Annotated in this window: 15 protein-coding genes, 1 tRNA gene and 2 pseudogenes; 6 read left to right on the forward strand and 12 right to left on the reverse strand. The window is 72.0% G+C overall.

Features of this window, described 5'->3' with window-relative positions:
* Nucleotides 1–224: 224 nt before the first annotated feature.
* The gene (locus ACFP2T_RS42090; protein ID WP_377432650.1) at nucleotides 225–905 is read left to right on the forward strand and encodes a bifunctional DNA primase/polymerase; all 681 of its coding nucleotides are present in this window, start codon (nucleotides 225–227) and stop codon (nucleotides 903–905) included.
* Nucleotides 906–1099: 194 nt separating this feature from the next.
* Complete coding sequence (locus ACFP2T_RS42095) at nucleotides 1100–1354, forward strand: DUF3040 domain-containing protein (protein ID WP_192771502.1); 255 nt, start codon at nucleotides 1100–1102, stop codon at nucleotides 1352–1354.
* Between the two features lie 56 nt (nucleotides 1355–1410).
* Here the strand turns inward: ACFP2T_RS42095 and ACFP2T_RS42100 are convergent, their stop codons facing one another.
* The 3 genes from ACFP2T_RS42100 to ACFP2T_RS42110 all read right to left on the reverse strand — a co-directional run bounded on the left by ACFP2T_RS42100 (nucleotide 1411) and on the right by ACFP2T_RS42110 (nucleotide 6438).
* Nucleotides 1411–2496 (reverse strand): SWIM zinc finger family protein, encoded by a 1086-nt coding sequence (locus ACFP2T_RS42100; RefSeq protein ID WP_377432511.1) that lies wholly within the window; start codon nucleotides 2494–2496, stop codon nucleotides 1411–1413.
* Nucleotides 2493–5882, reverse strand: coding sequence for an SNF2-related protein (locus tag ACFP2T_RS42105; protein WP_377432652.1), 3390 nt, complete (start codon nucleotides 5880–5882; stop codon nucleotides 2493–2495). Before ACFP2T_RS42105 ends, ACFP2T_RS42100 begins: the two co-directional genes overlap by 4 nt.
* Nucleotides 5883–5958: 76 nt before the next feature.
* Nucleotides 5959–6438, reverse strand: coding sequence for a GAF domain-containing protein (locus tag ACFP2T_RS42110; RefSeq protein ID WP_377432512.1), 480 nt, complete (start codon nucleotides 6436–6438; stop codon nucleotides 5959–5961).
* Between the two features lie 206 nt (nucleotides 6439–6644).
* Here ACFP2T_RS42110 and ACFP2T_RS42115 point away from each other — a divergent pair, with 206 nt between their 5' ends.
* The gene (locus tag ACFP2T_RS42115; protein ID WP_377432514.1) at nucleotides 6645–6968 is read left to right on the forward strand and encodes a recombinase zinc ribbon domain-containing protein; all 324 of its coding nucleotides are present in this window, start codon (nucleotides 6645–6647) and stop codon (nucleotides 6966–6968) included.
* Nucleotides 6969–7024: 56 nt separating this feature from the next.
* On the forward strand, nucleotides 7025–7228 hold the full coding sequence (locus ACFP2T_RS42120) for a hypothetical protein (RefSeq protein WP_377432516.1): 204 nt from the start codon (nucleotides 7025–7027) through the stop codon (nucleotides 7226–7228).
* 65 nt (nucleotides 7229–7293) lie between these two features.
* On the opposite strand, the gene ACFP2T_RS42125 is transcribed toward ACFP2T_RS42120, so the two are convergent.
* From ACFP2T_RS42125 to ACFP2T_RS42150, 6 genes and pseudogenes are all read right to left on the reverse strand, one after another.
* Nucleotides 7294–8022: a DUF4142 domain-containing protein gene (locus tag ACFP2T_RS42125; protein ID WP_377432517.1), complete on the reverse strand. Its 729-nt coding sequence runs from the start codon at nucleotides 8020–8022 to the stop codon at nucleotides 7294–7296.
* Between the two features lie 252 nt (nucleotides 8023–8274).
* Nucleotides 8275–8346 (reverse strand) — tRNA-Val (locus ACFP2T_RS42130).
* 130 nt (nucleotides 8347–8476) lie between these two features.
* Nucleotides 8477–8941 (reverse strand): peroxiredoxin, encoded by a 465-nt coding sequence (locus tag ACFP2T_RS42135; RefSeq protein WP_377432518.1) that lies wholly within the window; start codon nucleotides 8939–8941, stop codon nucleotides 8477–8479.
* A 137-nt stretch (nucleotides 8942–9078) separates the two neighbouring features.
* Nucleotides 9079–9516 (reverse strand): DUF3052 domain-containing protein, encoded by a 438-nt coding sequence (locus ACFP2T_RS42140; protein ID WP_377432519.1) that lies wholly within the window; start codon nucleotides 9514–9516, stop codon nucleotides 9079–9081.
* A 112-nt stretch (nucleotides 9517–9628) separates the two neighbouring features.
* Nucleotides 9629–11602, reverse strand: a pseudogene (locus ACFP2T_RS42145) (transketolase C-terminal domain-containing protein); the annotation flags it as partial.
* A gap of 170 nt (nucleotides 11603–11772) precedes the next feature.
* Nucleotides 11773–12130, reverse strand: a pseudogene (locus ACFP2T_RS42150) (MFS transporter); the annotation flags it as partial.
* Nucleotides 12131–12428: 298 nt separating this feature from the next.
* Between ACFP2T_RS42150 and ACFP2T_RS42155 the strand changes: the two are divergent.
* The gene (locus ACFP2T_RS42155) at nucleotides 12429–14081 is read left to right on the forward strand and encodes an alkaline phosphatase D family protein (RefSeq protein ID WP_377432521.1); all 1653 of its coding nucleotides are present in this window, start codon (nucleotides 12429–12431) and stop codon (nucleotides 14079–14081) included.
* A gap of 140 nt (nucleotides 14082–14221) precedes the next feature.
* On the opposite strand, the gene ACFP2T_RS42160 is transcribed toward ACFP2T_RS42155, so the two are convergent.
* Together ACFP2T_RS42160 and ACFP2T_RS42165 are read right to left on the reverse strand one after the other, a co-directional pair.
* Nucleotides 14222–15883: a DUF4139 domain-containing protein gene (locus ACFP2T_RS42160; RefSeq protein ID WP_377432523.1), complete on the reverse strand. Its 1662-nt coding sequence runs from the start codon at nucleotides 15881–15883 to the stop codon at nucleotides 14222–14224.
* A gap of 85 nt (nucleotides 15884–15968) precedes the next feature.
* Nucleotides 15969–16373 (reverse strand): YjbQ family protein, encoded by a 405-nt coding sequence (locus tag ACFP2T_RS42165; RefSeq protein WP_377432524.1) that lies wholly within the window; start codon nucleotides 16371–16373, stop codon nucleotides 15969–15971.
* A gap of 239 nt (nucleotides 16374–16612) precedes the next feature.
* On the opposite strand from ACFP2T_RS42165, the gene aceE reads away from it, so the two are divergent.
* Nucleotides 16613–19369 (forward strand): pyruvate dehydrogenase (acetyl-transferring), homodimeric type, encoded by a 2757-nt coding sequence (aceE, locus tag ACFP2T_RS42170; RefSeq protein ID WP_377432526.1) that lies wholly within the window; start codon nucleotides 16613–16615, stop codon nucleotides 19367–19369.
* A gap of 61 nt (nucleotides 19370–19430) precedes the next feature.
* On the opposite strand, the gene ACFP2T_RS42175 is transcribed toward aceE, so the two are convergent.
* Nucleotides 19431–19868, reverse strand: coding sequence for an SRPBCC family protein (locus ACFP2T_RS42175; RefSeq protein ID WP_196204067.1), 438 nt, complete (start codon nucleotides 19866–19868; stop codon nucleotides 19431–19433).
* Nucleotides 19869–19884 lie beyond the last annotated feature (16 nt).

A 19884-nucleotide genomic window follows, 5' to 3' on the forward strand; every position in this document is an offset into this window, starting at 1 on the left:
TGCGTCGACGACTCCTCCGGCGGCCGGAATTACACCCGACCAAAGCGTGGTGACCTCGCGTCTGCGCTGGTCGCACAGCATGTACGTCACCCCGCAGGCGGCCGCTCGTAACTTTCGATGCAACTTGCGGCTGTCTGACCGGACAAACGACCGCGCCATGACGCCAGTGACGGGCTTCAACCTGCATAACTGGCCGAGATCGTCAATTTAGGGGGTTCGCCATGATGTGGGGAAGAGTCCGTCCGCCCACCGTCCGGCTCAGCCAACTCGACCGGGTCCGGCTGCGCCGGGTCGCCGTCCGCTACGCGGGGCACGGTTGGGACGTCACGCCCGGCGCCTGCCTGGCCCGACATCGATTCGTCTGCGGCCGGGCCGGCTGCCCGACCACGGGCTGCCATCCCGCCCTTGAGCAGTGGGAACAGACCGCCACCGCCGATCCGGCCCGGGTCGCCACCTGGTGGGGGATCCGCCCGCACGCCATCCTGCTGGCCACCGGACGCGCCTTCGACGTCCTGGAGGTCCCCGCCTACGTCGGCCGGTACGCGCTGGAACAGGCCCGCCCCCGGCTGTACGGCGCCGTCTCCGGTCAGGTCCGCGGCCCGGTCGCGATCACTCCGGGTGGGCGGTGGATGTTCCTGGTGCGGTCCGGCGAGCCGCTGCGGCCGGAGTTGGACAACTCCCTCTACGTGGTCCGGCACGGCCCCGGCTCGTGGATCCCGGCCCCACCGACCCGGCTGCCGGAGGGCACGGTCCGCTGGGCGGTGTCGCCGGAGGCGACCCGGTGGCGGCTGGCCGACCCGTACTGCGTACAGGAACTGCTCGTCGAGGCGCTGGAGGTGGTCACGCCCGCCCTTCCCACCCCGCTGTTCCCCGCCCAGCTGCCGGCCCCACGCCGGGGCTACTGAGCCGCCCCGGCGGGCCGGGTCGGTACGGGCGGTCCCGACCCCGTCGTACGGTCCGGACCAGGTCGTACGGTCCCCGCCCACCTGCCCGGTCCCGGCCGATCGCTCGCAGCACCAGGCAGGAGAAGCGTGAGAGCCGCCCCGGACCGGGTATTCCGGCGCCGGACTGGTAGACGTCTGAGGAAAGGGCCCTGGCCATGCTCAGCAAAGAGGATCAGCGCCGGTTTGACGAGATCACGCACCAGCTCCGCGTAACCGATCCGGAGTTCGTCGCCCGGTTGGGCGACCGGAGCAGGCTCCGCCGCGCCCGGCTGATACTCGTGTTGACCTTCGTGTTGTGGGCCACCGTGCCGGCCCTGGTCGTCCTCGGCGGATGGCTGGCCGTGGCGATCGCCCCGGCGGTCCTCGTCGCGGCCACCCTGCTGATGTGGCAGGCCCGACGGAACCGGTGAGCCCGGTCCGGCACCCGGTCGCCCGGTTGCCCGGCCGCCCTCGGTGGCCGCAGCGGTCAGCCCGGATCCGCGCCGAATCGGACGTAGGCCCGGCGAAGCCGCTCGGCCAGTCCGGGCCCGCCGATCGCCGCACCGGGCGGACCGAGCTGGCGCAGCACCAACTCCGGCTCCGTCACCAGGGTCGGCCCACGGACCGGGAGCGGCACCGGGGCCAGCCAGAAGCGGTCGACCATCCCGGCCAACGGCTCGGTGGGCAGGTCGGCGAGCGCCAACTCGGCACCGACCGGAGCCGGATCGGTCGGGCCCGGCGGCGCGACGGACGGATCCGAACCGTCGGCGCCGGACGCTCGGGCGACCGCTCGGCCGGTACGGGCCGGCCGGCGGCTGCCGGACCGGGACGTGGATCTACTCCCGGCTGCCCCGTGCCCGGTACCCGGGTCGGTGCCGGTGTCGCCGCCGCGCAACTCCCGTAGCCGGGCCAGCAACCGCGCCCGGTCCCGCCCCCGCCAGTGCAGCAGCTCGAACGGATCCGCGTCGAAGGCCTCGGCGAGCAGGTAGAACGTCGCGGCCAGGTGCTTGCACGGCACCGCGAAGTCCGGGCAGTTGCACCGCTGCTCCAGTTCGTCGACCCCGGCCGGGAACAACGGCGCACCGGCCTCGCTGAAGACCGCCTCCAACTCCGGCGGCACGTCACCGGCGAGCAACCGCGCGCTGAACAGCGCCTGCGCGGCCAGCAACGCCTCGATCCGGGCCCAGACCGGCTCGCGGAACGGCCGCAGCCGGATCGACACCTGGTAGGGCGTGGGTCGGGAACCCTGCACCACGGCGGTCACCTCACCCGGCGCCACCTCCAGCGAGAGCACCTGCCCGGCCCGGGCGTACGACCGGCCCCGAGTGAGCCGGGTACCGAGGGCGAACGACTCGAGTACGTCGAGGAAGCGCCGGGACCACCAGGACTGCCCGATGGCGCCCCGGGCGGTACGCGCCCGCAGTCCGCCGGAGACCCGGCGCGGCGGCCCGTACTCGGCAAAGTCCGGGCCACCGGACCGCCCCGACCCGCTTCCGCTGCCACCCCGCCCCGATCCGGTCACGCCGCCGTCCCGCCCCGACCCGCTTCCGCCGCCCCGCCGCTTGCCGGTCATTCCACCACCGCCCCGGTCTCGAGGGCGAAGAGCTGCCGCAGCTCCGATGTCGACAGCTCGGTGAGCCACTGCTCCCCGCTGCCGACGATCTTCGCGGCCAGTCCCCGTTTCTCGGTGATCATCGCCGCGACCTTCTCCTCGACGGTGCCCGCACAGACGAACTTCCGGACCTGTACGGCCCGCCGCTGGCCGATCCGGAACGCACGGTCGGTGGCCTGGTCCTCCACCGCCGGATTCCACCACCGGTCGACGTGGATGACGTGGTTGGCGGCGGTCAGGGTCAGTCCGGTACCGCCGGCCTTCAGGGAGAGGATGAACAGCGCCGGACCGTCCTCACCGGAGCCGTCCGGCACCGCCCCGGCACCGTCCGCCGCCGGGCCCTGGAAGCGGGCCACCATCGCGTCCCGGTCCGCCTTGGCGACTCCGCCGTGCAGATAGAGCACCTCTCGGCCGAACCTGGCGGCCAGGTGGGCCCGGAGCATGCCGCCGAACTCGGCGTACTGGGTGAAGATCAGCGCCTTTTCCCCGGCCGCCAGCACCTCGTCGAGGATCTCCTCCAGCCGGGCGAGCTTGCCGGACCGGCCGGACAGCGTCGAGCTGTCCCGGAGCAGCTGGGCCGGGTGGTTGCAGACCTGTTTCAGCCTGGTCATGGTGGCCAGCACCAACCCGCGCCGCTCGATGCCCTCACTGGACTCGATCTTGGCCATCATGTCGTCCACCACCGCCTGGTAGAGGGACGCCTGCTCCCGGGTGAGATTGCAGAGCACCTCCATCTCCAGCTTCTCCGGCAGGTCGGTGATGATCGACTTGTCGGTCTTCACCCGTCGGAGCACGAACGGGCCGGTGATCCGGCGCAACCGCGCCGCGGCCTCGTCGTCACCGTGCCGCTCGATCGGCTCGGCGTACCGCTTCTTGAAGGCCGGTGCACCGCCCAACAGGCCCGGATTGGCGAACTCCATGATCGACCAGAGGTCGGCCAGGCGGTTCTCGACGGGCGTGCCGGTGACCGCCACCCGGTGCCGGGCGGGCAGCGCCCGGACCGCGCCGGCCTGCCGGGTCGCGGCATTCTTGATCGACTGCGCCTCGTCCACCACGATCCGGTGCCAGTCGATCTCGGCCAGCGCGGCGGCGTCCCGGGCCGCCAACGAGTACGTGGTGAGCACCAGGTCCGCGTCCCGCACCGCCGCGGCGAACTCCGCCCCGCGCGGACGCTCGGCGCCGTGGTGTACGTGCACCAGCAGCTCCGGTGCGAACCGCGCCGCCTCGCGCTGCCAGTTGCCGACCAGCGACATCGGACAGACCAGCAGCGTCGGCCCGGCCTCCGCCGGGTCCCCGGCGATCAGCGCCAACATCATGATCGTCTTACCCAGCCCCATGTCGTCGGCGAGAATGCCGCCGAGGCCGAGGGACTGGAGGAAGCTCAGCCAGGCCAGCCCGCGCCGCTGGTACGGGCGCAGCGTGCCCCGGAAGCCCTCCGGCGCGTCCCGGGGGGTGAGGTGCCGCTCGGCCTGTCCGGCGAGCAGGTCACCGAGTGGCCCGTCGGCACTGACCCCGAGCACCGGCAGCGCCTCCGGGTCGTCCTGACTGGCCAGGCCGAGCCGGAGCAGGTCGCCGACGGTCAGCTCGCCGCCCGCCCGGAGCAGTTTGAGCCCGGCCGCGAGCCGCTTGGCGTCCAGTTCGACCCACTGGCCACGGAGCCGGACCAACGGTGTCTTCAGCTTGGCCAGCGCCCGCAGTTCGGCAGCCGAGAGCGGCTGGTCGCCCAGCGCCAGCTCCCACTGGTAGTCGACCAGCGCGTCCATCCCCAGCGAGCTGCGTGCGGCCACCGTCCCCGGCGCGGTACGGGTACGCGCCTGCAACCGGGCGCCGAGCCGCGCGCCCGGCCGCTGCCACCAGGAGGGCAGCAGCACCCCGAACCCGGCGGCGTGCAGCACCGGCGCGCCGTCGCGAAGAAACCGGTGTGCGCCCTCGGTATCCAGCTCCAGGGCCTCCGGCGCGGCCGTACGCAGCGCGTCGTCCAGCTCCGGCCACAGCCGGCTGGCGCGGCCCAGCTCGGTCAGCAGCGTCTCCTGTGGGGCGGCGAGGTGCCGGGCCAGCGCCCGCAGATCGGCTCGGGCCGTCCAGATCCGGTCCGCCCCGACGACCAGGCTCGGCTCGTCGGCGGCCTGGAGGGCGAACTCCACCCGCCAACGGCTGTCGGAGTCGGCGGAGCCACCCGGGACGTCGGAGCCGTCGGCACCGCCCGGGACGTCGGAGCCGTCGGCACCGCCCGGGGCGTCGGAGCCGGCGGAGCCACCCGGGGCGTCGGAGTCGGCGGGCCCGGCCGCGTCCTCCGGTTCGGCCGGGCCGACGATCAGCCCGGTGGCGGCGTCGATCTCGGCCGGGGCGACCGGTTCGACGAGCCGGAAGCAGGCCCGGACCGGACTGCCGGCGGCATCCCGCTGCCAGGCGCGCAACTCGGCGTCGAGCGCGGCGAGTGCCTCCGGGCGCGCCGTGAACCCCCGCTGCCGTCCGGTCAACGCCCGCAACCAGGCCCGTACGGCGGCGTCGGCGGCGCTGGCCCGGCCCGCCCCGATCAGGCGTACGCCCTCCAGGGCGCTCCGGGCGGCGGCGTCGGTGAGCGCGTCCAGTGCGTCCGCGACCGTTGCCGCCGCCGAGCCGTCCGGTACGGCGGAACCGTCCGGTACGGCAGACCCGTCCGACGGCTCGGTGGCATCCAACCCAGAGTCCTCGGCCGCGGCCCGGGTCACCGGCGGCAGTGCCATGGTGAGCGCGCGGGCCCAGCCGGCATCCGCGCCGGTGAGCAACGGCCGCCAGACCGCGTCCGCCGACGCGGTGGACCCGGTCGTCGGGCCGGCGTCGACGCCGCGCCGCACCCCGGGCAGCGCCCGTCCTCGGCGTACCAGTTCGACGGCGAACTCGGCCAGCCCGGCGAGATGCCGCAGCGACGCGCCACGCGCCGGCCCGGCCGCCCCGGTCACCTCCGGATCACCGGGTGCCGTCCCGGTGCCGAGCGGCCCCTGCTCGCCGAACGCGACCAGCACGGGAAGCGCGTGGTCGGCGTCGTACTCCAGGACCGGCACCTGCCACCGTGCCAGGCCGACCGGACCGCGGCCTGGCTCGACCGGCTCGGTCCGGACCAGCTCCGGCGAGTCGACGGGGGCGCCGGACCGGGTGGGCAGGGCGAGCGGGACGTTGTCGGTCGTCGCCTTGGCGGCGAGTTCACCCAGCGCGCCGGTCAGCCCGGAGTGCCCGACCGCGAACGGGTGTGGCCGGCTCCTGGGCGGCCGGCCGGGTCGACGCGGTGGGCGGGCGGGCAGCGTCGAATCCTCACCCCACACCGCGAGTCGGCCACCGGCCAGCCACACGCCGTGGATGACCAGCACGGACACGTCCCTTCTCCGGGCGGCAGGGGCAAACGGGCGATCCCCTTTCTAGCACCTCCACCCGACACGGTGACGGTTAACGGGGCCGGTCCGGGTCGGCGTCGTACAGCGGGGTGACGGCCGCGGCACACCGCTCCAGCAACTCCCGGATCTCGGCGCCGAACGCGGCCGTCCGCTCGCTCTCCACGTCGATCGTGCCGAGCACCACGCCGGTGTCGGGATGCAGGACCGGGACGATCATCTCGGACCGGGTGCTGCCGAACGCGGTGAGGTAGCGGGGATCACTGCCCACGTCGTCGACCACCACACTGCGGCCGGTCGCCACGGCCGTCGCCGTCAGGCCCTGGTCCCGGGGGAAGCGGGGATACGCGGGAGCGCCCGGACCCGAGTAGCCGAGGATCTGCACCTCGGTGTCGGTCACCCGGTAGACCCCGACCCAACGGTGTCCGGTGTGTCGGTGGATGGCCGCGGCGATCCCGGCGCCCCGGCTCTCGGCGTCGTCCCCGGCCCGGCGGGCCAGGGCAGCGACGACCGTCATCAGTTCGTCTGGCGTCATGGCTGGCAGGTTAGGGTGCCGGCGGTCACCGGCCGAACGGATATCCGCGCCGTCCGGACGCCGTTTCCGCACCCGTCCGGCCGTCTCCTGGCATTTTTCGGCTTTACCCCAGTCACGAATCGAACAGTTACGGGCTTCGGGCCGTACTAAGAGACAAGATGACGATAGGCATGGATGCGTCGGCATCACGAGGCGAGGCGGTGACCATGGACTTCCCCATCGTGAAGCGAGCCACGCCAGGCCGCTATCTCCTCCGCGGGCTGCTCTCCTGCGGGCCCTGCGACGAACTGCTGATCCCGTCCTTCTCGTCGAGCGGGCGCCGGTACTACGGCTGCCCCCGACGGCAGTGCCCCCGGCCGTGGATACCGGCCGAGCAGACCGAGCAACTCGTCTGGGCGCACTTCGCGTCGACGCATGGGGCCGCCGCCCGCGACGTGCCGAACGACCAGCGGCAGGCGATCCTGACCGCCGTGCTCGCCCGGGTCAGCATCGGCGTACGGATCGCCGACCTCCAGTACCACTGGCGGTGAGGAGGGGGTACCGGCGAACCGCTGCGCCCGGGCGCCTGCGGCGGCAGGATGACTGCATGGAGGCCACGGAGATCCCCCTGGTCGGCGGTGCGGCCGACGGCGGGACGGTGGTCGTCGACCTCGACGTGCACGGTCGGCCGCCGCTCACCCACCACCACCTGGTCGACGGCGGGCTCGCCGGTGCGGAGATCTACGAGTTGGAGTCGGTTCTCGGCGACGGGCCACCCTGGCTGTACCGGTGGCGCGGGCCGGCGAGCTGAGCCGGCCCCGACGGGAACACCCGCCGGGGCCGGATCGGCGCCGCTGGACCGTACCGGGGTGGCGGCTATCCGCCGCGGAAGACCCGGATCGTCGCGATGCCACCCAGGGCCACCGCACCGAGCAGTACCGCCCAGATGACCGTCGTGTTCAGGCCGGTGCCGAACTCCGCGTTGGCCTTCGCGTTCGCCACCAGGGAGTTGTCCGGCGCCACGGGCATGGTCACCGGGGGCAGCTCCGAGTAACGGACCAGGCCGGTGCTCTCCAGCAGGGTCATGTGGGTCATCACGAAGCCGTTGGCCTGCTCGGCGAGCGTGCGTACGGTCTCGTTCCGGGTGCCGGACCGGACCGCCCCGATGACCGGGAAGATCGCGCCGTGCGCCGCCCGGAGCCGGTCCACGAAGATCCGGTCGAACCGATCACCGGACGCGTTCGTCATCTCGGTGAGCCAGCCCTTCTGCTGGGCGCTCGGCTCGGCGGGCAACTGGACGCCCAGCTTGTTGGCCGCGTCGACGGTCAGCTGGTCCAGCTCGTCGTGCTGCTTGGCGATCTCGGCGCCGACCTCCCGGACCCGCTTGTTGTTGCCCTTCTCGGCCGCCATCTGTCCGGCCGGCATCTCCCACAGCCCGGCCAGCCGTACCCCGTTGAGCAGGGCCATGTCGGTCGCACCGAGTTGGGTCGGCCCGGCCGGTGCCGCCATGCCGACGCCAGGCAGCACCAGCAGCCCGACGACGAGGCCAGCCAGCAGTGCCGCCGTCCGGCGCGTTGCCTTTACCGCAGATCGGGCCGTGGCCACCTGCTCAACCTCCCAGAGAACAGCGCCGAAGTGGCGGGGATATCGGCCAGGACGGTATTGCGGAGCACGGTAACGAGTCAATCTCAGCGGGCCGAAGAGAGCGAAGCTTAGGCCACATTTAAAGGAAACCTATACCGGCGGGTAGCGGGCGACCCGAAGCGGACCCGGCACGTGCCCGGGAAGGTCTGCCGATCGGAACGGAAAGCGGGGTGCCGGAACACCGACACCCCGCTGCCACGTTGCTGGAGACTGTGGGCGCGGCAGGTTTCGAACCTGCGACCCCTCGCTTGTAAGGCGAGTGCTCTCCCGCTGAGCTACGCGCCCGGAACACCTGTTACGGCCACCGGCGGCGGCTAGCTTACCCCGACCCCGGGGGTCGGCGTCGACCGACCGACGATCTTGGCTGGGTCGGACGGTCAGCCCGACGCCGTCGATCTTGGCTGGCTCCGAATGGTCAGCCCGACGCCGCGGCGAGCGCCTTCCGCCAGCCCGCCTGGTCGCGTGCCTCGCCGGGCTGGTTCAGCTCGGCGAACCGGACCGTTCCGGTTTTGTCGATCACGAACGTGCCCCGGTCGGCGAAACCGGCCGCCTCGTTGAAGACGCCGTACGCCTGGGCCACCGCCCCGTGCGGCCAGAAGTCGGCGAGCATCGGAAACTCGTACCCCTCCCGGTCGGCCCACACCTTGTGCGCGTAGACCGAGTCGACGCTGACGGTCAGCACCTGCACGTCGTCGTTCTGGTACTCGTGGAGGTTGTCCCGCAGTTCACCCAACTCGCCCTGGCAGGTGCCGGTGAAGGCCAGCGGATAGAAGACCAGCAGGACGACCCGTCGGCCCTGGAAGTCGGTCAGCCGTACCTCCTGGTTGTTCTGGTTCTTCAGTACGAAGTCCGGCGCCAAGGCACCAACCTCGATCGGCATGCGGCTCCTTCTGGTCATGGGGTACCCGCCGACTGATCATGAGCACCAGCCGACGCGGGCCGACCCGGCCGGCATCTCCGGCACGGGCTGCCGCGAACCCCGTCCGGGCGTACGGCGCCCGGACCGTGGTCCGCAGGCTACTTCTTCGCCTTGGCTCCCCGACGCAGGACCAGCCGCGCACCACTCCAGTCCTTGCCGGCGTTGACCGTCGAGGTCTGTTGCAGGCCGGCGGTGGGTGCCGACTCACTGATCTCGCTCGGCTCGACGTGGCCGTCCCGTCCGGCCTTCGGGGTCAGCAGCCACACCACACCGTTGTCGGCCAGCGGGCTGAGCGTCTCGACGAGCATCTCGAACAGGTCACCGTCACCGTCCCGGTACCAGAGCAGCACCGCGTCCACGACCTCGTCGGTGTCCTCGTCTACCAGCTCTCCGCAGCGATCGGTCAGGGCGTCGCGGAGATCCTGGTCGACGTCGTCGTCGTACCCCATCTCCATGACGACCATCCCCGGCTCGATGCCGAACCGGTCCGCCAGACTCCGTACGCCGTCGGCGGCCTGACCAGCGGTCGCGCTCACTGTCACGTGCCTCCTCATCTCCACTGCCAGCGGCATCCCATGCGACGCCGATAGCGCAAAGTCCACACAGTTGTCCCGCCGCGCGCAAGTGGCACACCGAGTCGAAGGGAATTTACCGTGCCAGCAGCGTTCGGGCACCCTGGGTAATGGCCTCTTCGGAGACCAGAACCTGACGGGCAGCCGGACCCAACGGGACGAAAGTGTCGATTGATGCCACCCTACGGGCAGAACCGACAAAACCGGCGTCAACCAGGGCCGCCACCACTCCCTCGCCGACCCCGCCGGACCGGCGCGTCTCGTCCACGACCAGCACACGGCCGGTCGCGGAGGCCTCCCGGATGATGTCCGCCACCGGCAGCGGAGCCAGCCAACGCAGGTCCAGCACCCGGGTACCGACATCCTCCTCGGCCAGCTTCGCCGCGGCCCGCAGCGACATCCGAACCCCGTTACCGAACGTGATAATCGTGACGTCCTCCGCCGATCCGACGCCGTACACGCGGCCCCGGCCGATCGGCACGTGGCTGGCCGTCCAACCGCCCGGACCCTGGTAGGGGGCGAGCCACTCGCCGTCGCCGTCGGCGTACAGGTCCCGGGTGTGGTAGAGCGCGATCGGCTCCAGGAACACGCAGACGCTGCCGTCGACCGCCGCGCTGGCCAGGCACGAGCGCAGCATCGGCGCGGCGTCGTCGGCCCGCGCCGGCACCGCGAGCACCAGCCCCGGAACATCCCGGAGTACGGCCAGCGAGTTGTCGTTGTGGAAGTGCCCGCCGAACCCCTCCTGGTACGCCAGCCCGGCGATCCGGACCACCATCGGGTTGCGGTACGCCCCCCGGGAGAAGTACTGCATCGTGGCCGCCTCCCCCCGCAACTGGTCCTCGGCGTTGTGCAGGTACGCCAGATACTGGATCTCCGGCACCGGCAGCATCCCGCTCAACCCGGCGCCGAGCCCGAGGCCGAGCACCGACGTCTCGTCCAGCAGCGTGTCGAACACCCGCGGGGCACCGAAGCGGTCCCGCAGGCCCTTCGTCACCCCGTACACCCCGCCCTTGGCCGCCACGTCCTCGCCGAACACCGTCATGCCCGGATGGTCCAGCAACCCGTCGGCCAGCGCCGCGTTGATGGTCTGCGCCAGGGTGAACGGGCCCTCCTGCTCGGGCAGCTTGGCGCCGAAGGCGGCCTTCCGGGCGGCGGCCGCCGGCCCCGCGGCCCGACCGGCGGCATCGGTGATCTCCTTGGCGACCCGGACCGGCCGCCTCGGCGCGAGCGGCGCCACGATGTCCGCCGCGTGCTCCAGCTTCCGCTCCCCGAGCACCTCCTCGGCGACCTTGCGCACCTGCCAGCCGACCTCGTCGTACCGGGCGATCAGCTCGTCCGGGGTGGCCAGGCCCGCCTCGGCGAGCAGTCTGGCGGTGGCCACCACCGGATCGCGCTCCACGTCCCGGGCGATCTCGGCGGAAGTCCGGTACGCGATCTCCGCGTCCGCACCGGCGTGACCCATCAACCGCACCGTCGACAGGTGCAGTACGGCCGGTCGGCGGTGCCGGCGTACCCAGGCCGCCGCCTCCACCGCGACGTCGTACGTCTCGACCAGGTCGCAGCCGTCGGCGGAGAAGTACCGGATGCCCGGCTTGGCCCGCAGCGCCTGGGCCACCCAGCCGTCCGGCGACTTCACGCTGATGCCCAGCCCGTTGTCCTCGCAGACGAACAGCACCGGGATGCGGAGCCCGGTGTGGTCGCACCAGCCGGCGGTGTTGAACGCGGCGACCGCGGTCGCGTGGTTCACCGAGGCGTCGCCGAACGAGCAGACCACGATCGCGTCGGTCGGCCAGGGCGACTCGGCCTCGGCACGCTGCCGGTTCGGGCCGCTGGTCGCCCGCCGGCCGGTCGGCCGGGCACGCCCGTCGCCCAGTCGGCGCAGCCGCTCGATGGCGAACCCGATTCCCACCGCGCGGGGCAGGTGCGAGGCGATGGTGGAGGTGGTCGGCACGATCGCGAGGGCGGCGTTGCCGAACACCTTGTGCCGGCCGCCGGCCATCGGCTCGTCGGCCGAGGCCACCACCCCACGCAGTACGTCCCGGGCGGCGCTGATGATCGCGTCCGGCGCCGCGTTCTCCTCGTCGCCGTCGGAGTCCCCGCCCCGGCGCTCGGCGGCGCTGCCGTTGCCGTCCGGGCCACGCATCGCCTCGGCCACCCGTTCGGCGACCCCCACCCGGCGGCGCGCGGCCTCGGACTCGTCGGCGTCGGCGGCGGCGTCGGCACGCCCCAGGTCCGCCGCCTGGGCGACCCGGGCGCAGTAGAACGCCCCGGACCGGTAGTGCAGCAACGCGGGGTCGGTCGGCCGGACGGCGAGCGCCACCGCCGCGTTCCCCTCGTGTCCGGAGGAGCCGATGGTGTAGAACCCCTCACCGAAGCTGCGTAGCCATCGGGCCGCGAGGTCCAGGTGCCGGCTGACGAGTTGGGCGTCGTACAGTTCCAGGGCCCGTCCGCCGTCGAGCGTGCCGCCGTCCCGGACCGGCTCCTCGGCCGACCGCCCGGACGTCGACGCCGGAACGGCGCCGACCGCCTCCCGGAACCGTTCGTCGAGATCTTGAGGGGTGGTCACGTCGGACAGCATTACCGACGCCGGCCACCCGTGACCACTCAGACACGTCACAACGGGACAGTGTGTCGCAACCGTCAGTTCGTACCCGGTTCCGCCGCGTCGCCACGACCGGCCGATCTGCTTCCCGGTGATCCGCTTCCCGGCGATCCGCTACGCCGGAGTCCCGCATATCGTTCCGGACCGAATCGGGCAATGCCGCTCCCTTCCCTTCACTCGATGTTCGACGGGTAGCTATCGGGACGATCAGCCCGATGAACCGGTGGTCGCCAGGCTGCTCCCAGTCTGTCCGCGCAGATCTTGGGAGAACTCGATGGCCCTGTCCCGCCGTACCCTCCTGCTCACCGGCGCCGCGGTCGGTGCCGCCGGCGCAGTCACCGTGCTGCCCTCGGCGGCCGTCGCCGCCCGGCCGCTGAGCACCGACCCCTTCACCCTCGGCGTGGCCTCCGGCGATCCGGACCACGACGGTTTCGTGCTATGGACCCGGCTGGCTCCGACCCCGCTCGCCGAGGACGGTCTGGGCGGGATGCCGAACCGATCCGTGCCGGTGCGCTGGGAACTCGCCGCCGACGAGCGGTTCAGACGCGTCGTACGGCGCGGCAGCGCGCTCGCCCGCCCGGAGTCGGGGCACAGCGTGCACGTCGAGCTGAACGGTCTACAACCGGGACGCGAGTACTTCTACCGGTTCCACGCCGAGCGGCACACCTCGCCGGTCGGCCGGACCCGCACCGCGCCCGCACCATGGGCCTCGGGCGGCAAACTCGTGATGGCCTTCGCCTCCTGCTCGCAGTTCGAGCACGGCTACTTCACCTCCTACCGGCGGCTGGCCGAGGAGGAACCGGACCTGGTCCTGCACCTGGGCGACTACCAGTACGAGTACACCAAGGACACGTACAACATCCCGGGCGGCAACATTCGCGACCACGAGGGCCCGGAGACCGTCACCCTGGCCAACTACCGGCAGCGGCACGCGCAGTACAAGTCCGACCCGGACCTGCAGGCCGCCCACCAGGTCGCCCCCTGGGCGGTGGTCTGGGACGACCACGAGCTGGACAACAACTGGGCCGACGAGGTGTACGAGCGGCCGGACGTCCCGCAGCCCGACTTCCTGGCCCGCCGGGCGGCGGCGTTCCAGGCGTACTACGAGAACATGCCGCTGCGCCGTACCTCGATCCCGCGCGGCATCGACATGCAGCTCTACCGGCGGATCCGGTGGGGCCGGCTGGCCAACTTCCACATGCTGGACACCCGGCAGTACCGGGACGACCAGGCCTGCGGCGACGGCACCCGGGACTGCCCGGCGGCCCTCGACCCGGCCCGCTCCATCACCGGCGCGGAGCAGGAGCGCTGGCTGATCGACGGCTTCCGCCGGTCGGAGGCCCGCTGGGACGTCCTCGGCCAGCAGGTCTTCTTCGGCCAGCGGGACACCGACGCCGGCCCGGCCAAATTCACCTCGATGGACAGCTGGGACGGGTACGTCGGCTCCCGGGACCGGATCACCCGGGGCTGGGTCGAGGCCAAGGTCCGGAACACCCTCGTACTCACCGGTGACGTGCACGCGCACTGGGCCACCGACCTCAAACTCGACTACGACGACCCGACCTCGCGGACCGTCGGCAGCGAGCTGGTCTGCTCGTCGATCAGCACGGGCGGCAACGGTGCCGACTCGGTGACCGGCAGCCACCCGTACTTCCCGCACAACCCGCACCTGCGGTTCCACAACAACCAGCGCGGTTACGTGCTGACGCGGTTCACCGAGCGGGAGTTCACGGCGGACTTCAAGGTCCTGCCGCAGGTCACCACGCCGGGGGCGCCGGTGCACACCCGGGCGTCGTTCGTGGTCGAGGACCGGGTTCCGGGGCTGCACCAGACGTACGACCGCCCGGTCGACCCGGCCACCGCCACCGCCCGGTCGGGCGTGGACCAGGCCGCGGAAACCCGGGCCCAGGAGACCGTCCGCCCCTGACGACACCCACCCACATCGACCCGGTGGTCCCGCCGGGTCGACCCTGGCTGGTCCGGATCGGGTCCGGGCCGGCCAGGGTCGCTCCCCTCATCGCCAGCGTCGCTGCCCCACAGCCCAGGGGTCGCTCTCGCCCACGTCGCCTATTCCCGCCAGCCGACCATCTCGATGCCCCTGGTCAGCTCCACCCGGAGCCCGAGCACGATCTCCCGGGACTGTCCCGGCGGAAGTTCCAGACGCCAGATCAACTCGCCCAGCGCGGCCCGCTCGTCCGGAGCCGGATCGACGCGCAACTCCCGGACCGTGATGCCCTCGCTCTGGGACACCGGAAGCTGGTCGAGCACCGTCAGCCGGGCCGGCCGGGGAGTGTGGTTCGCCACGCTGATCCGGTACTCCACCTCCCGACGCCGGGTCGAGCCCAACGTGACCTTCGTGTCGCTGCGCCGGACCAGCTCACGCTTCACCCTGATCCGGTCGTCCTGGCCGAGCGCCAACTTGACCTCCTCGCCGGGCGCCCAGGTCGGCAGCGTCGTACCGCCGACGAAGTCGCCACCGTGGAACACCGACGCCGGACCGGGCAGCAGGGTGTGCGCGGAGTTGTTGACCGCCGTCGCCCGCAGGTGGACCCCGGGGGTACGGATCGGCGCGGTGAGGTAGTCGAGCCGGGTCGGAAGTTCGAGCGCGGCGACGACGGCGCGGTGGGCGCCACCATCGGCGGGTACGGCCACGGCGCGGGCCGGTTGGTAGGTCGCCGCCATCACGCCCTGTTCCAGGGTGGCGGTGGGCTGTGCCACCGGGGCGGCCCGGCGCGGTCCGGAACCCGGCGACCGGGGTCTGCCCGACGACGGTGGCGGTGCGGGCGCGCCGGCGGCCACGACCCCGTACGGCTGCGCCCCGCCCGGGGCGCCCTCCGCTCCGGTCCACCCCGCCGGCTCCGCCTGGCTGAGGTACCACGGGACCAACTCCGGCAGGGCCGTCCCACCGCTGGCCGGGCGCGCGGTCGAGAGCAGCAGTTCGCACTCCGGCCAGTCCTCCCCGGTGCGCTGGCTGACCAGTCCGAACCAGGTGAGCGTCAGGGTCTCGTCGACCAGCCGCAGGTCGTACGACGAGGTCCAGCCCGCACCCTCCACCACGTACGACAGTTCGAGCCGCACCTCCTCCCCCGGCCCGCCCTCGCCCGGCCCGCCCTCGCCCTCCGGCCCGTCCTCCTCGGGCTCGATCCGCAGGGTCACCTCGGCGAGGAGCCGGTCCGCCGGCCGCTCGCCGGACAGCGCCGCCAGTTCACGCTCGACGGCGGCGAGCCGGTCCTGGGTCTCTTCCCGGCGGCGGCCCAGCTCCCGCCGCCGGGCCTGGCTCGCCGCGGTCTGCTCGGCCACCGAGTCGGCGAACCCCGCGACGTCGCCCGGCGACGCGTCACCGGCCGCGAGCGCCCGCGCGTAGCTGCCACCCGCCCGCTGGGCGAGCAGAATCAGGAACTCGGCACGCTGCCCCTCGACCGCGTCGGCGTCGGCCAGTTCCGCCAGTTCGGCGTTCAGGTCGCGACGCCGCTGCGCCAGCTCGGCGGCGGTGCCCTCGGTGGCCCGGGGCCGTACCTCGGTCAGCACGTCCACCCCGAGCACGGTCGCCGGACCACGACCACCCACCCGGAGCGAATCACGCCGCAGGCCGAGCGGCAGCGGCCCGAGCCGCACCCGGTGCTCTCGTTCTCCGGAGGGCAGGCTGAGGTCGATCCGGCGGGTGACCCGGGCCCGGTCCGGATACACCGTCACGGCGACGATCGGCGCGTCGATCGGGGATGGCGTCATCGCGCGAGGCTACCGGGCACCCCGGTAAGGAAGGGCCCCCGCTTATCGCTTTTTGTAGAAGAAGGGCCCCTTCTTAACAGCCTGGTCAGCCGGGAAGGAAGGAGAACCGGACCTGCCGGGTGGTGTTGTCGCCGTTGGGGTCGACCAGGCAGATCGACTGCCAGGTGCCGAGCGCGAGCCGGCCGCCCAGTACGGGCAGCGTCGCGTACGGCGGCACGAAGGCGGGCAGTACGTGGTCGCGCCCGTGCCCCGGTGATCCGTGCCGGTGCCGCCAGCGGTCGTCGGTGGGCAGCAGGTCGTCGAGCGCGGTCAGCAGGTCGTCGTCGGAGCCCGCCCCGGTCTCGATGATCGCCAGCCCGGCCGTGGCGTGCGGCACGAAGACGTGCAGAAGCCCGTCGCCCTTACCGGCGAGGAACTGCTCGGCCTCCCGGGTGATGTCCCGGACCACTGGTCGGGATCCGGTCCGGATCGTGATCACCTCGCTCTGCATGGGGCCCAGTCTGCCGGACCGGGCGTCCGGGCGGGGCGGATGGGGATGGGGATGGCGCAGCGGGCTCCAGGCGACCGCTGGCCGCAAGATCTGCGGTGAAGAACGCCATGTTGCCGGAAAGTTACCCCCTGGTACCTGTGTCAAGCATCGCCTCTACGCGGTCTAGACGTGACGGAGCTAGGCATGAGGGGGCAGGATGGCGCTAGAGACCTATCCCACACACAACCTAGGGAACGCCTGTGGCCACGGAACGCAAGCGCCCGGTGATCAGCGACGGCCTGCCGAGCCAGCTTCCGGACATCGACCCCGAAGAAACCAGCGAGTGGGTCGAGTCACTTGACGGTGTCATTGACGACCGGGGTGCCAAACGCGCCAGGTACGTCATGCTGCGCCTGCTGGAGCGGGCCAGGGAGCGCCAGGTCGGGGTGCCGCCCCTGACCACCACCGACTACATCAACACGATCCCGCCGGAGCAGGAACCCTGGTTTCCCGGCGACGAGCACATAGAGCGGCGGATCCGGGCGTACATCCGGTGGAACGCCGCCATGCTCGTGCACCGGGCGCAGCGGCCGGAGATCGGCGTCGGTGGGCACATCTCCACCTACGCCAGCTCTGCCTCGCTCTACGAGGTCGGCTTCAACCACTTCTTCCGGGGCAAGAACCATCCGGGCGGCGGCGACCAGATCTTCTACCAGGGCCACGGCTCGCCGGGCATGTACGCCCGGGCGTTCATGGAGGGCCGGCTGTCCGAGGATCAGCTCGACGGCTTCCGGCAGGAGCTCTCGCACCCGGGTGGCGGCCTGCCGTCGTACCCGCACCCTCGGCTGATGCCGGACTTCTGGGAGTTCCCGACGGTCTCGATGGGGCTCGGTGGGATCAACGCGATCTACCAGGCCCGGTTCAACCGCTACCTGCACCACCGGGGCATCAAGGACACCTCTGACCAGCACGTATGGGCGTTCCTCGGCGACGGCGAGATGGACGAGGTGGAGTCGCTGGGCGCGATCGGCGTGGCGGCCCGCGAGGAGTTGGACAACCTCACCTTCGTGATCAACTGCAACCTCCAGCGGTTAGACGGCCCGGTCCGGGGCAACGGCAAGGTGATGCAGGAGCTGGAGGCGTTCTTCCGGGGTGCCGGCTGGAACGTGATCAAGGTGGTCTGGGGCCGGGAGTGGGACCCGCTGCTCGCCGCGGACACCGACGGCGCGCTGGTCAACCTGATGAACACCACGGCGGACGGTGACTACCAGACCTACAAGGCGGAGTCCGGGGCGTACGTCCGGGAGCACTTCTTCGGCCGTGACCCACGCACCCGCAAGATGGTCGAGCACCTCTCCGACGACGAGATCTGGAACCTGAAGCGGGGCGGGCACGACTACCGCAAGCTCTACGCGGCCTACAAGGCGGCCACCGAGCACACCGGCCAGCCCACGGTGATCCTGGCCAAGACGATCAAGGGTTGGACGCTCGGTTCGAGCTTCGAGGGCCGCAACGCGACCCACCAGATGAAGAAGCTGACGCTGGACGACCTGAAGACCTTCCGCGACCGCCTCTACCTGGACATCCCCGACGAGACGCTGGAGAGCAACCCCTACCTCCCGCCGTACTACCACCCGGGCGAGAAGTCCGAGGAGATGGAGTACCTGCGGGAGCGGCGGCAGCAGCTCGGCGGCTACCTGCCCTCGCGGCGGACCGCCTGGACGCCGCTGGCGGTTCCCGGCCCGGAGCGGTTCGCCGACGTCAAGCGGGGCTCCGGCAAGCAGAAGATCGCCACCACGATGGCGTTCGTCCGGCTGCTCAAGGACGTGATGAAGGACCGGGAGTTCGGCAAGCGGTTCGTGCCGATCATTCCGGACGAGGCCCGGACCTTCGGGATGGACTCGCTCTTCCCGACCCAGAAGATCTACTCGCCGCACGGCCAGAAGTACACCTCGGTCGACCGGGAGCTGTTCCTGTCGTACAAGGAGGCCACCACCGGGCAGATCCTGCACGAGGGGATCAACGAGGCCGGCTCGGTCGCGTCGTTCACCGCCGCCGGTTCGGCGTACGCCACGCACGGCGAGCCGATGATCCCGCTGTACATCTTCTATTCGATGTTCGGCTTCCAGCGCACCGGTGACGCGTTCTGGGCGGCGGCCGACCAGATGGCCCGGGGATTCGTGCTCGGTGCCACCGCCGGCCGGACCACGCTCAACGGTGAGGGCCTACAGCACGAGGACGGTCACTCGCACCTGATCGCCGCGACCAACCCGGCCGTGGTGGCGTACGACCCGGCGTTCGCGTTCGAGATGGCACACATCTTCGAGAACGGCCTGAACCGGATGTACGGCGAGAAGCCGGAGAACGTCTTCTACTACCTGACCGTCTACAACGAGCCGATCCTGCAGCCGGTGGAGCCGGCCGAGGTCGACGTGGACGGGCTGCTCCGGGGGATCTACCGGTACTCGCCGGCCCCCTCGGTCCCGGGTCAGGACGGCGGCACCGCACCGCGGGCCAACATCCTGGCCTCCGGCACCGGCATGCAGTGGGCGTTGAAGGCGCAGAACCTGCTGGCCCAGGACTGGGGGGTGGCGGCCGACGTCTGGTCGGTGACCTCCTGGACCGAGCTGCGCCGGGACGCGGTGGAGTGCGAGCAGTACAACCTCATGCACCCCGGTGACGAGCAGCGGGTGCCGTACGTCCAGCGCAAGCTGGCCGACGCCGAGGGACCGGTGGTGGCGGTCAGCGACTGGATGCGGGCGGTACCCGACCTGATCTCCCGCTGGATTCCGGGTGACTACACCTCGCTGGGCACCGACGGCTTCGGGCTGTCGGACACCCGGCACGCGCTGCGCCGGCACTTCCACGTGGACGCGGAGTCGGTGGCCGTGGCCACGCTGCGCCAGTTGGCGCTCCGTGGGGTGGTCCCGGCGTCGGTGCCGGCCGAGGCGGCGAAGAAGTACGCGATCGACGACATCGCGGCGGCCCCGGTGGGTGAGACCGGCGGGGACTCCTGAGCGGTAATCGCCGAGCCAGGTCCGCGAGGGGCGGGGTGTCGCAGCCGCGACAGCCCGCCCCTCAGCCGACCGTGGCCATTCCGGTGAGCCGGGCGAGCGAACCCTCGAGGTCGGCGCCGACGCGGCGCATCCCCCAGCGCAGCAGCGCCCCGCTGACCGGGCCGGCGGGCCAGCGCACCATGATCAGGCGTACCGAGGTGCCGTCCTCCTCCGGCGCGAGTTCGACGTACACCTCGGTGCGCGCCTCGGCGCGGGCACCGGAGCCCTCGACCCGCTCGCGCCACGCGATCAGCGTCGGCTCCTGGTAGGCGATCACCTCGGCGTCCAACGCCCGCCCGGCCGCGTGGACCCGCTGCCGTCGGCCGATCCCCTCACCGGAGAGCACCTCCGCCTGCCGCACCCCGGCCAGCCAGCCCGGCAGGTCCTCGGCCCGCTGGACCAGATCCCACACTGCCTCGATGGGCGCCGACACCCGCGTGCTGCGTTCTATGAGCATCATCCTTAGTCGCCTCCAT

The sequence above is a fragment of the Plantactinospora solaniradicis genome, from assembly GCF_042658085.1.
Classification (GTDB): Bacteria; Actinomycetota; Actinomycetes; order Mycobacteriales; family Micromonosporaceae; genus Plantactinospora; species Plantactinospora solaniradicis.